General features: G+C 36.7%; 12 protein-coding genes. All 12 read right to left on the bottom strand.

What is annotated here, in order from left to right:
• Positions 1 to 1,131 (bottom strand): UDP-galactopyranose mutase, encoded by a 1,131-nt coding sequence (gene glf / locus DWZ47_RS25390; RefSeq protein WP_008651624.1) that lies wholly within the window; start codon positions 1,129 to 1,131, stop codon positions 1 to 3.
• Between the two features lie 43 nt (positions 1,132 to 1,174).
• Positions 1,175 to 2,212, bottom strand: coding sequence for a hypothetical protein (locus tag DWZ47_RS25385; RefSeq protein WP_004313219.1), 1,038 nt, complete (start codon positions 2,210 to 2,212; stop codon positions 1,175 to 1,177).
• Between the two features lies 1 nt (position 2,213).
• Entirely contained in the window at positions 2,214 to 3,182 is a 969-nt protein-coding gene (locus DWZ47_RS25380; protein WP_117515097.1) for a glycosyltransferase family 2 protein, read from the bottom strand.
• 6 nt (positions 3,183 to 3,188) lie between these two features.
• Positions 3,189 to 3,659 carry a hypothetical protein gene (locus tag DWZ47_RS25375; protein ID WP_225739724.1) on the bottom strand — a complete coding sequence of 157 codons (471 nt, stop codon included), beginning with the start codon at positions 3,657 to 3,659 and terminating at the stop codon, positions 3,189 to 3,191.
• Positions 3,660 to 3,781: 122 nt separating this feature from the next.
• Positions 3,782 to 4,099, bottom strand: a complete 318-nt coding sequence (locus DWZ47_RS25370) for an acyltransferase family protein (protein ID WP_233525111.1) — start codon at positions 4,097 to 4,099, stop codon at positions 3,782 to 3,784.
• A 77-nt stretch (positions 4,100 to 4,176) separates the two neighbouring features.
• Positions 4,177 to 4,986, bottom strand: coding sequence for a glycosyltransferase family 32 protein (locus DWZ47_RS25365; RefSeq protein ID WP_032849305.1), 810 nt, complete (start codon positions 4,984 to 4,986; stop codon positions 4,177 to 4,179).
• 62 nt (positions 4,987 to 5,048) lie between these two features.
• On the bottom strand, positions 5,049 to 6,584 hold the full coding sequence (locus tag DWZ47_RS25360; protein WP_004313215.1) for an MATE family efflux transporter: 1,536 nt from the start codon (positions 6,582 to 6,584) through the stop codon (positions 5,049 to 5,051).
• On the bottom strand, positions 6,584 to 7,501 hold the full coding sequence (locus DWZ47_RS25355; RefSeq protein ID WP_233525110.1) for a polysaccharide pyruvyl transferase family protein: 918 nt from the start codon (positions 7,499 to 7,501) through the stop codon (positions 6,584 to 6,586). Before DWZ47_RS25355 ends, DWZ47_RS25360 begins: the two co-directional genes overlap by 1 nt.
• A gap of 39 nt (positions 7,502 to 7,540) precedes the next feature.
• The gene (locus DWZ47_RS25350) at positions 7,541 to 9,988 is read right to left on the bottom strand and encodes a GumC family protein (RefSeq protein ID WP_117515091.1); all 2,448 of its coding nucleotides are present in this window, start codon (positions 9,986 to 9,988) and stop codon (positions 7,541 to 7,543) included.
• Positions 9,989 to 9,994: 6 nt separating this feature from the next.
• Positions 9,995 to 10,810 (bottom strand): polysaccharide biosynthesis/export family protein, encoded by an 816-nt coding sequence (locus tag DWZ47_RS25345; RefSeq protein WP_117515089.1) that lies wholly within the window; start codon positions 10,808 to 10,810, stop codon positions 9,995 to 9,997.
• Positions 10,811 to 10,868: 58 nt separating this feature from the next.
• Entirely contained in the window at positions 10,869 to 12,275 is a 1,407-nt protein-coding gene (locus tag DWZ47_RS25340; protein WP_117515087.1) for an undecaprenyl-phosphate glucose phosphotransferase, read from the bottom strand.
• Between the two features lie 147 nt (positions 12,276 to 12,422).
• Entirely contained in the window at positions 12,423 to 12,569 is a 147-nt protein-coding gene (locus tag DWZ47_RS30760; protein WP_162487412.1) for a hypothetical protein, read from the bottom strand.
• Positions 12,570 to 12,702: the final 133 nt, after the last annotated feature.

The raw sequence follows: 12,702 nt of genomic DNA, 5'->3' as shown, positions 1-12,702 counted from the left end.
TTATAAACCTTGTGATCTAACTACTTCAAAAGCCCTTTTCACAATAGGAGCCATATCATAATATTTATATTCAGCCAATCGACCTCCAAAGATGATATCTTTTTCATGAGCTGCCAACGCACGATATTTATCGGCTAAATCATTATTCAGAGTATCATTTACCGGATAATAGGGCTCCATACCGGGTTTCCATTCTGCAGAATACTCTTTGCTAACTACAGTTTTCGGACAATCAAAAAGTTGCTGACCGAACATCTCAAAATGTTTATGCTCAATGATACGAGTATAGGGTACTCCTCGGTCAGTATAATTCACTACAGCATTACCTTGATAGTTAGCAGTATCATAGATCTCTGTTTCAAAAGATACGGTGCGATATTGCAAACGCCCCAAACGATAACCATAGAACTCATCTATTGCACCTGTATAAACAATCTTATCGGCAAGAGCTGTCAGTTCTTCACGGTTCTCCCCAAAATCACAATTTAGACGACACTCCACACCATCCAATAGGCCTTCAATCAGCTTATTATACCCACCAATTGGAATTCCTTGATATTTGTCATTAAAATAGTTATTATCGAATACCATACGTACCGGCAATCTACGAATGATAAAAGCAGGCAATTCTGTACAAGGTCGTCCCCATTGTTTTTCAGTATATCCCTTGATGAGTGTTTCATAAATATCTTTTCCAATAAGAAGCTGCGCCTGTTCTTCCAAATTTTCAGGTTCACGACCATTAAGAGCAACTTTTGCTTCCGTCCGCTGTTCTTCCAATTTAGCTTCAGCTTCGAGAGGGGTTGTCACGCCCCACATCTGGTAGAAGGTATTCATATTAAAGGGGAGATTATAAAGTTTGCCTTTATAATTAGCCACCGGTGAATTGGTATATCGGTTAAACTCCACTATAGAGTTGACAAAATCCCACACTTCTTTGTTTGAAGTATGAAAGATATGCGCTCCATATTGGTGAACATTTATCCCTTCTATATTTTCACAATAAAGATTGCCACCCAGCTGTGGACGCTTATCAATGACCAAACATTTCTTACCTTGTCGTTTAGCCATACAGGCAAAGGTGGATCCAAAAAGTCCGGAACCCACTATCAAATAATCATATTGTTTCATAATATGTTAGTTTTTTCTATTCTGATTTTTTCACAGATATTTTTTATCTTTCTATGAATTTATATCGCTGTTTACGTTGTAGTTCTCTGATTGCACATCTCACCCTTTCCGGCAGTTTTTTTCCTAAACGCATGAAGAAAGGCACTTTTACTTTAGGTATACATTTATATGGTGATGGAAGGCTGTTCAATTCAGCTTCACGCGCTTCAACTTTCTTAATCATTTGTTGTACAGAAATGTCTATCTCACGCATTGATTCATCCTGCTTCCACAAATCATGCAATATTTTACCATATCGATTCAGAATATCCATCTTATCAAGCCCCTCTCGTTGAGGTCCAAAAGCGAAATGAGCAATCAGAGCATCGCCATTAAAACAGTTAGCCTTACCTAATTGAGTTGGTTTGATACAACTCAAAAACTCTTCATCATCTCCTGGCACTTCACCTTTAAATTCAGCCATTTCATTACCAAACCATAAAACACAGTTGATTGAAAAACGAGCCATCCCCATAGGATGCTTACCAACATACAGCTCTTGATATTTACCGGCAATAAGATATTTCTCCATGAACCAATCGTGCAAATCTGCCGCAAACCAGCCATCAAAGCAGATAGTTCTCTCCCCACAGATACTCATATAATACTTATCCAACTTGATTTTATTATGCACCTGTAAAAGATAAGTAGACAAAGCGTTATTGATTACGAGCGGTGATACTAAAAAATACTCTGGGTTATCCACACGAAACTTCACCATCTTCTCAAACAGTTCGGGTTCAAACCATACCACATCATCATCAAGTTTCATGTAAATAGTATCTTTGTCGCAGCAATCACGATAAAATGCATTAATGCTCGCAATGCCATTAACAACTCCGTCCGGTTGCCACACCAAATTAACTTTCGGATATTTCTGCGCAAGCTTTTTAAAGAACTCAATATCCACCATATTGCGAGTATTAACCCATATATCATACCGATCCACAATATCAGCATTCAAAATGGGAGGAACCAAATATTGCATATAACGGCGGCGACCTGCAGCCGTATTCACTACAACTTTATAATTTTGATACATATCATCTGAATTTTAGGATTAAATTACGTAAGAGGCACATCATAAGTACACCTACAGGACTCGAGAACTGCATCAGTATTTTTCTCCTGCCTAGATACTTCTTGAATTCAGTCTTGAAACCAAACGTCTCGATTTCCCTCAAAAGTATGCGTATATATTGTAATCTTTGCTTTATGCCACGGCTGCTATCAACCGCATGAAGCATGTTATTATAGTATTCAAGAATTGTATATTGAGTCAGTTCATCACTTTGAGGAAGTAAGTCACTTCGCCTCTTCAATTCACGAGCTACTTCAACCACCACCTCCGGTGCAGTATATTTTCCGCCTAAATGTTCCCCCGGATGATGCACATAATTATAAGGAGCCTGCTCAATCACTCCTACAGATTTTGCTTTACCCAGACAATCAAGAGCAAAGAGGCAATCCTCAAAATAGTGAATATTTGTCAAAAATCGATGTTTCCGATTTTCAATAGAATTAAAAATTTTGTTGAAAATCGGAAACATCAGATAGTTTTTCTTCATATCTAAATACAATTGCGCCAATGATTCAGTATCATCACAACGACATTGTTTCAACCTATGCCCATCGCTACTATTAAGAGGATAATCCTTATAACCAAATAAATATACGTCTGAAGGAGTTTGACGATGCAACCTTAACACCTCTTTATAGAAACCGGGATCAATAAAATCATCCGAGTCTATAAAAGTAAAGTATTCACCTTGAACATGTTCAATACCATAATTACGCGCATTGCCTACTCCTCCGTTGGGAATATGAAAAGCATGAATCCAACTATACTTCGATGCATATTCATCACATATTGCCCCCGATGCATCTTTGCTGCCATCATCCACCAACAGCAATTCTATTTCATCACTCATATCTTGGGCTATGACACTATCAATACAACGATGCAAATAAGGTTCTACGTTGTATACAGGAATAATAACTGAAAGAAACATATTTAATTAAAGTGAACGATGTTTTATCCCTTTACCGGCTAGTACAGGAATGTATTTATTGATTAGTGGTATCATTATCAAACAGCAGGAAAATACAAAAATAAACTGAACTAACTTACCGATAGCAAACGACGGTATCAATGGACGCAAAAAATAATCAGCTAATGATATAAATATACCCTGAACAGACATAATTATCAATGTATTTCTACCTATATATATCAATACATTTCCTAATTTAGGCATTCTTTTGAGAGAAAAAACCGAGAATGAAGCTACACCGACAATAGCGCTGAAACAAGCAAGAACCATCCCTATCTCAAAATAGTTCAAAATTTCCTGACTATGTTTTAACGCATCAGTTCTCACATATACATAAGTCAAAACACACCCCAACAAACCCAACAAACAATATTTCCACAAAGACATCCAATTGCTATTCATCAAAAACCTTTCAACAATAGCATATTTTCTCAATGAATTTCCTATTAGATAGAACAAAAGACACATTGGAATTTGAATAAGCCTATATGTTAAAGGGAATTCCCAAAAACGAAAGCAAGCAGCTAAGACCACGCATAGCAATATGACAAATATTTTTACCACCCCCCCTTAAAGCGAGCCACGTTATACCCTAGAACTTCTACTATAAATAATATTGGAAGAAACCAAAGTGCGCCGGGAAGCAATGTCTTCAGTTCATAATATCTCCCTTCACAAATATATTCCGGAGAAACTACAAGACTAACCACCGTATATAGAACACAAGGAACGAGAAGTGTCCAAACCCTACTTACAGCAAACGGTAACAATTGAGGATGCTTCGCTATATTGAAGCAGTATCCCGATAGCATGAAAAAAAGAGGCATGTGAAATGCATATATCCATGGACGGATATATAGTTGATTCCCAATCATGTGACCAACTACCACAAGGATAATACCTATCCCTTTTAAAATATCAAGTGAATCTATACGCATAATAAAAATACAAATTATTTCAAAGTTCCTCTAGTTTTGCCGCCTCTCAAATGTAATCTGAAAAGTATGTTTTTGATTATTTCTTTCATATACTGCACAGCATACGCCATTGATGAGGAAGGCATCCAACGCCAACTACCGGCACAGCAATGTATTGCAACGGCTTTCTCTGTTATAAGCTCCATATTACTTGCAAACAAACTTGACGAATAAATTTTTAATCCACTCTTCAAATCCTGTTCTTCATCCTTAAATTTGAAACCATAATCAATCGCAATATTTGCAAAAATAAAAGGAGAAATAATTTTATTATTCAATGAACCATCCGGCAATATAAAATGCTTATCATGATAATAGTTCATACAATCCCTCATAAAAGGATGTCCTTTTTCCGCACCAAGAATAGCCGCCTGAATCTGAATTCCGTCTATATATTGAATATCTTTTCTTTTGTTACCTTCCGCATCAACCGACCCTTCAGCATAAATTTTCTCCACTAAGTCCGGATAACACTCTACCGCACTAAATGCCCTGTTAGCAAGACAAAAGTCTAAACTATTCCTGACAAAAACATCTGAATCCATATATATTCCCCCTTCCGTATAAAGTACATATACACGAATATAATCACAAGCAAATGCCCATTTTCGCATCTTACATGCTTCTGCTACAAAAGGGATGGAATAAATATCAAAATTGTGTGTATCCCATTTCTTTATTTTATAATCAGGAAGCTTTCTCTTCCAACTTTTAATGCAACGTTTGAGCTCTGCAGGCATCGGGTCGTTACTCAACCAACAATAATGTATTATTTTAGGTATCATATTAGAATGTTAAAAAATGGCTAGTCCTCTCAAACAGTCAATGTGTTCAATTCTCGAGTTCATCATTTTCTTTTTAATAACTTTATCTTAATATTGTTTTGTATTCTCTTACGTATGCCATCATCCAAACCCAAAAACCAAACAGCCAAAGCTACGCAAACTACGCCGCTTATTGAGAGGATAAAAAAATCCAAATATGGCGTGTGAAACAATGTATTTCTAAATATATATAACAGTAATGGTATAGGCACAGAAACAACAGTTACTATGATACAAGATTTAAATAAAACAAAAATATCTGTCCACGTATATCCCATAATTTTCACCAGTAGGAAAGGCTTTATAAAAATAGCGAGTATCAGAGATGAAAATAACATGACCCAGGACAATGAAACTGGAGAATAACCTAACTTGAACAAAACATAGATGACAGGAAAGGATAAATAGCCGACACAAATGGAACATATAGTAGTTTCCTTTATCTGACCTTTTGCTGTAAACGCACTGTAAAACGATTGGTCAAACACTCCAAAAAGCGTAGTAACAATTGCGAATTGCAGAAATACAACAGAATAATCAGGTATTTGTCCCAGCCAAAGATATAATAATTGCTTTGCAACTAAAAAGACTGGAAATGCTAATATCAACATTAAAAAATATGAATATTTTGTTGATATTAGCAATAAATGCTTACTGCCATCAAAATCATTTGCCGAAAACCTCTTAACGATCTGCGGATTTGCTGCTGTTCGGAAATTGTTAACAAATGAATTAGCTGTCATAGAAACAATATTGGCCACTGAACGTCCTGTCACTATGCCCGAATTAAAAAACATATTAAGAAGAATAGTAGTACCTTGAGCATTTAATGAAATAGAAGTGTTTTCTACCAAATTCCACGATGAAAAGCCGAGTACTTTCTTTATAATAGACTTGTCAAAAGAGAAATGGTAATGAGATTCCTCATAATGACGAATACAGTAATAACGATAAAAAAAAGTAATACCACATTGAACCACAAAAAGCAATGAAGCGCAAAGCATTAATTTATCCCAATCGGAAACCATGAGTATATATACAAGCAGTAATTTCAATATAGCTTCAATAATGCTCGTATAAGCATATATATTCATTTTCTCATGTCCAATAATCACAGCGGTATATGGCACCTGCGTAATACCGACAATAGACATTAATATAGATAAATGATATGTAAATACAGCAGCGGAAAATCGTTCCGGGGGAATGACTAATTTATTATATAAAAACCATAATCCGATAGTTTCTGCCAATAAAGCAACGACCACGCCGAATAATAGATGTACAGTCAATAAAGAGGAAAAAGTATCACTTAGCTTTCCCTTATCTCTCCTCCCCATTTCAAATGTAATAAATCGCGATGAACCGGATGCCAATGAACCATTAATAATATAACTTAATAAACCTGCTACTCCACCCACAGTTTGATAAATACCATAATCATTGACACCCAATGTTTGGAGAATAATTCGTGATGTATATAATGATACGACTATTGTACACAACATTCTAAAATATAAGAATATTGTATTCTTTGCGATTCTATCGTTTCCTGACATTAAGGTAAAATTTTGTTATTATCTATAAACGGACAGACAGACAACAATTTTTGAGCATCAAAAGTAATAGGAGAATAACTATCTTTATATTGAAGCAAATCCGATAAATCCAAACGTGATCGTATGATTAGTGGTCTATCGATCGGCCTTTTCACAGAAGCGAAATAATCCAAATATTTAAAACTTCCATCAAAGGTTTCATCAGAGAATTTAATCCAAATATTGGGAATATGATACGCATCAGACAGAATCAGACCATGCAATGAGCTAGATATAATCATTTCACATTCTACGATCTCTTTTATCACTTGCCTCCAATCCTTATAATGTTTAATATCAATCTGTCTCGCCTTGTTTCTTTCTCTTTCAATAAATTCCTTTATAATAGAATTACCTAGATCATTTTTATGTAAAATCACCCCTATTAGATATTTTTTATTTACAAATGGAAGAGGGTAAATCTTAGGTAACAATAAAGCGGGATCTCCATATATCTCCGGGCACTCCACCCCTTGTGAGATCAAGTATTTGCGTGTAAGCGGCCCCCTAACAGCCAATACCTTACGAGGAATAGCTGGCAAAGGATTATCCGGTTCCCGCACTCCGCTCCCCCAAATGATACTATCTTTATTTGTCATCCAACCTATTATCGAACCTATAACCATAAAATTAGGCTGCTCCCGTAGATTGAAAAAATCCCAATAATTCAATATACGTTTATGACTCAATTCTTTTATAAGATAATAGTTTATGTCATCACCTATATTACTATGAAACACTTTATTACACAACAAATTCATAGACACATTAAGTACAATCTCATCTGCTCTTTTATGCAAAAGCATATAACCTGTATTTACAATAAGCCTAAATAATCTTATGATTCTACCTTTTATGCGTAATTGTTTAATTCTCATATTATATAATTCATTTGTCTTCTCCAAAATCACATTCGTCTATTCTTCTGTCCTTTCTCCCTTACCACCATGGTGTGTCTCCCCATAGCCATAACCATAGCCATAACGCTTACCATAGCCATAATATTTGCCATACTTACCGTAACCGTAATAATAGCCGTACTTTTTCTTCTGAAGATCCAAACCATTGATTACAGTACAAAGATTAGGCAACTTATTACTATCAGCCAATTCATTAATCAAGGTAAACTCTGCTTTCCGAGTATAGTCTGCCCGACATACGTAAACTGACAAATCAGCCACACGACCTACGAGCAAAGTATCAGTTACCATACCAACCGGGGCAGTATCCAAAATTATATAATCAAAGTTCTTTTTCAATACCTCAATCGCTTTATCCAAACTATCACGAGCTAATAACTCTGTTGGATTAGGTGGTACAGTTCCTCCTGGAAGAATAAACAAATTCTTACTAACATCCGAAGGCTGAACGAAATCCATCAGATTCTTGTCCGGATTCGACAGATATTGAGTAATTCCCTGCTCTTTCCTCGGAATATTAAAAATTTTATTCAAACCGGGCTTGCGAATGTCAAGCCCCACAATCACTACTTTCTTTCCTAATAAAGAAAGACTTATTGCTAGATTGGAAGAAATAAAAGATTTACCTTCACCACTAACTGTCGAAGTCACTAAAATCACTTTCTGATCATTCTCAAGCATAAACTGAAGATTAGTACGGAGATTACGGAAAGTTTCACTCATTAAAGTATTCTGATTCTCAAACACAGCAATAGAACCATTTGCTTCTTCTGTCAACGGTACATCACCTACAATAGGCAGACTTGTTAACTTCTCTACATCACCACGCCCTTCTATTTTAAATTTAGTCAAACCAATTAAAAAAATAATACTAACAGGCAATCCCACTCCTACCACTAAAGCAATTAAGTAGATTATCCTAGGCTTAGGAGAAACTGGAGCACCTTCAGCTGCTGGCTCATCAATAATCTTCGCATTATTCGCAGTAGCGGCTAAAGTAATAGCATTCTCTTCACGTTTCTGCAAAAGCATCAGATAAAGCCCAGCCTTGATTTCCTGCTGACGTGCAATACTTACATACTGGCGCTCCTGTCCCGGAGCATCACTGATACGACGGGAAAAACGACTGGACTCACGATCCAGATCAGCCTTCACGATAAGCAAGCCTTGTAAAGTCCCATCAATAGCAGCTTTTACATTTGCTTTCATGGCACGAATACTTGTATCCAGATTTACAATCATCGGGTTGCTTTCCGTAGAAGTACGAAGTAAACGCTTACGTTCAATAATCAATTCATTATAACGATCTATTTGAGTAGTTAAACCATTATCGGATAAACCAATATTACTAGGTAATACTTCATACTCATTCGACGGATTATTGATATATTTATTAAGATCACGAACTAAATTAATTTGAGTTCCATTTTCTACACGTTTTCTTTCATATTCAGCATTTCCCGATACTGCTAATTGGGCATCACTACTGATATCCGTCAATCCTGCATTTCTTTTAAAAGCTTCCAGCTTATCCTCTGTAGTGCCAAGTTCCTCATCAATAATCTTAATACGTTCATTGATAAACTCTCTCGTCTTTTCGGCAACCTCATTTTTATCATTATTCGTATTCCGATTATACATTTCCATTAACTTATTAATAAAGTCCTGTCCCCGCTGTATATTCGTATTCATCAATGAAACAACTGCTACAGAAGTCGTTTTTGAGGTAGGTGCTATTTCCAATGCCCACTGATATCCTTTTGCCACCCCAAAAGGCTGACTAACTACAGCGCTGATATTTCGTACTACACTTTGCCCTACTATCTTCCCATTTGATAAAGAATCTTTCAATGTAAACCCAAATGTACCTGCATCCGTAGGTAACACTGCTGGAAGTTTATCAAAATGCTTATTATATTCATTCAAGCCTATCTTTAGATTCACATCCAGACCACCCTCTGGAGATAACTTCATATCAACCAAAGCTACATTTGGCAATTTATCCGCCTCTTGTGCCGTCAAATTCACAATTACGGGAGAGGTTTTATACAGTTCCTTTTTAGGAAACTCATCCTCATCATAGTAAGTAATATAAAGTTCCAGATTATTAACGACCTCTTTCAGTATTGTTTTTGAGCGTAGCACTTCTATCTCATTATCAATACTCTGCGTAGAAGTAATCACCCCACCTAATCCCAAGCTTTCCAAATCTGCAGTATTTCCACCACCATTCTTTTTATCATTCTTTATCATGATAGATGCAGAGACCTGATACACAGGAGTTTGAAAATGCAAATACACCCAAGCGCCAATCAAACAAGCTAAAACCGAAGCAATAAACCAAGGCCAGTGAATGATATACTTAAAGAGAATTTCCTGATAATTTACTTTCTCTTCGTCTAATTCACTCATATTATTGTTATACGAATTCTCATTCTCTTTCATTACTAATTACTTATTTAATAAAATTACCAATATATTTGCAAGTGAAACCAAGATAGAAGTAGCAGAAAACCATAATCCCGTATTGGTTCCTATATCCGAATTCTTAGCCTTAGTCTTATTAGGTGTCACATAAATTATATCATTCTGCTGTAACTGATAATAAGGAGACAGTACCGTTTCAGCCTTATTCAAGTCCATAGTAATAATTTCCTGCTTGTTATCTTGCCCTGTCCTGATCAATTTCACATTATCACGCATACCATAAATAGTCAAATCACCTGCCATAGCGAGTGCTTCCAGCAAATTAATCTTCTCATTAGAGATCACAAAACTACCAGGCTTGGCAACCTCCCCCAATACCGAAATTCGGTAATTAACAATACGCACAGTTACAAGCGGTACTTCTTTCAAATAAACCTTCAACTTATCTATAATCAGATTTTCTATCTCCAGTTTAGTCAATCCACCTACATGAATCTCACCCAATACTGGAAAGTTGATATTCCCCTGATTATCTACCAAATACTGCTGTAGAGCAGGTGATGCGTTTCCTTGTCCTACCATCTTTCCCTCCGTTCCACTAGCAGTACCCGAATTTACCAGATTGAAAGGTGCAGCCAGTTCCGGAGTAGAACAAGATACGGCAATCGTCAACAAATCCTTGGGCATAACCTTCACACCTGTCTGACGAACACTCTGTTCTGTATCATTCACAAAAGCCGTATCCTGCAAATAAGGCACTTTCTTATATGATTGGCAGGATACCAGCAAAAAAGCAAGTAACACACCCAAAGTCAATCGTTTCAGTTTTCTCATAACCACCTACTCATGTAATTTTACAACTATTGATTTAATTTTTACTCAATTTCCAATTCCTCACCTAATAAGCCTCTTTATCCCCACGGATTACATTATATACAGTCTTATACATGATATATAAGTCCAGAATGAACGTCCAATGCTCGATATACCAGATGTCACGTTGCACACGTCCTTCCATCTGCCAAAGTTCCTTCGTTTCTCCACGAAAACCTGTCACCTGTGCCCAACCTGTAATACCCGGTTTAACAAAATGACGAACCATATATTTATTTATCAAATGGGAATATTCTTCTGTGTGCTTCAACATGTGCGGACGGGGACCCACTAAAGACATATCCCCTTTCAGTACATTAATAAATTGGGGAAGTTCATCCACATTCGTCTTGCGAATCAGATTACCGATACGGGTTTTACGAGGATCATGTTCTGTAGCCTGTAATGTATCACATTGAGCATTCACCCGCATCGAACGGAACTTATAGCACCAAAATTCACGACCATCTTCACCACTTCGTTTCTGTTTGAAAAAGACAGGTCCAGGAGAACTTATCTTTATAGCCAGTCCCACAATGATGTATATAATCGGGAAAAGAGTACAAAGGAATAGTAGCGAGCAAACAATATCAAAGCTACGTTTCACAATACGATTTTCCAATAACTCAAGTGGCTCACGACGGATAGAAAGTACCGGGACATTACCTAACATTTCAAAATACATTCTCCGTTTCAGATAGTTCCGGACATTGGGAACGCTGAAAAAACGAATTAGATGATTCTCGCAATAGTTGATAATCGGCACAATTTCAGCACTACGGGCGGAAGGAAGACTGCAATAAAGTTGGTCTACCTTTCCCGCATTACGGGTCAAATAATCAACAGCTTCGCACGGCTGCCCCAAATATGCAATATTCATAGGATAGCGGTCTGATGGGAAATCTTCAAAATACCCCAGTACACGATATCCTGATGTCGGATCATCCGTCATGGAATGATAAAGTTCCTGCATATTTTCATGGCTACCCACCAGTACTACCTTTCGGACATTTTTCCCACTTTTGCGATAAAGTTCCAGAATAGATCGGAACGTCAGACGATAGGAAATGATAACGATAATGAGAACTACATAAAATATCCCCAACTGACGCAGATTGACACATTCAAAATGGAATATGTATGAAAGCCCAAAGACTATCAAGACAAAAGGAATCATATTCCGGGCCACCCGAAGCATTATTTGCTCCGGACGAACCACCGGACGATGAAGGATCACTCCGGAACGAATGTTGCAAACCAGATAACATAAAGTCATCAAAGCCATGTTCTGGAAAAGAGGCATGGAAAACTCAAAAGGAGAACGGTTTCCCCAAAGAGAACCAAACACCCACAACAGTAAGTTCAGTAAGATGACGTCCCCTGAAAGGACAAAAGATTTTAGGACTTTATTAAAACGTTGGACTTCCTGCATTACTTTATTCTTGATTTAGATTTTCATCCATATCCTCATTTTTCTCCCTATACTCAATATAAAGTTCTCCCCATTCTACCATTTTGGCTCGAAACTCTTCTTTTGTGAGATTGTCATAGTAATAGGAAAAAAGACGGGTAAAATCACTTAGACGTAAATCTCCCCAGATGTCATCTTGTAATAAGTGGGTTTTCCCATGTGGATTTCTTTACGCATAGCCTCTATTGACAAGTGAGCACGTTCAAACTGCTCTGCGATGAAATGGCCCAGTACGGGATGATTAAATTTTTTCATGTTTATAATTTTATTAGTTGTTAAATACATTGTATTATATGTTAATTTTATGCATATCCGTTCAGACATGTCTGAACGATATATTTAAAAGCTATTTCTACCTTCGCACCGCGTTTTGAAAATTCAAGGCGAT

Origin of the sequence: Bacteroides sp. AF32-8BH (assembly GCF_003435205.1) — a bacterium.
Classification (GTDB): Bacteria; Bacteroidota; Bacteroidia; order Bacteroidales; family Bacteroidaceae; genus Bacteroides; species Bacteroides ovatus.
Note: the sequence above shows the minus strand (reverse complement) of the source record. Positions and strands in the feature narration are given on the sequence as shown.

Coding starts and splice junctions, on each gene's coding strand:
- DWZ47_RS25340 (WP_117515087.1), bottom strand. CDS start 12,275: ATGCAGGAAGTCCAACGTTTTAATAAAGTCCTAAAATCTTTTGTCCTT.
- glf (WP_008651624.1), bottom strand. CDS start 1,131: ATGAAACAATATGATTATTTGATAGTGGGTTCCGGACTTTTTGGATCC.
- DWZ47_RS30760 (WP_162487412.1), bottom strand. CDS start 12,569: ATGAAAAAATTTAATCATCCCGTACTGGGCCATTTCATCGCAGAGCAG.
- DWZ47_RS25365 (WP_032849305.1), bottom strand. CDS start 4,986: ATGATACCTAAAATAATACATTATTGTTGGTTGAGTAACGACCCGATG.
- DWZ47_RS25360 (WP_004313215.1), bottom strand. CDS start 6,584: ATGTCAGGAAACGATAGAATCGCAAAGAATACAATATTCTTATATTTT.
- DWZ47_RS25350 (WP_117515091.1), bottom strand. CDS start 9,988: ATGAAAGAGAATGAGAATTCGTATAACAATAATATGAGTGAATTAGAC.
- DWZ47_RS25385 (WP_004313219.1), bottom strand. CDS start 2,212: ATGTATCAAAATTATAAAGTTGTAGTGAATACGGCTGCAGGTCGCCGC.
- DWZ47_RS25380 (WP_117515097.1), bottom strand. CDS start 3,182: ATGTTTCTTTCAGTTATTATTCCTGTATACAACGTAGAACCTTATTTG.
- DWZ47_RS25370 (WP_233525111.1), bottom strand. CDS start 4,099: ATGATTGGGAATCAACTATATATCCGTCCATGGATATATGCATTTCAC.
- DWZ47_RS25355 (WP_233525110.1), bottom strand. CDS start 7,501: ATGAGAATTAAACAATTACGCATAAAAGGTAGAATCATAAGATTATTT.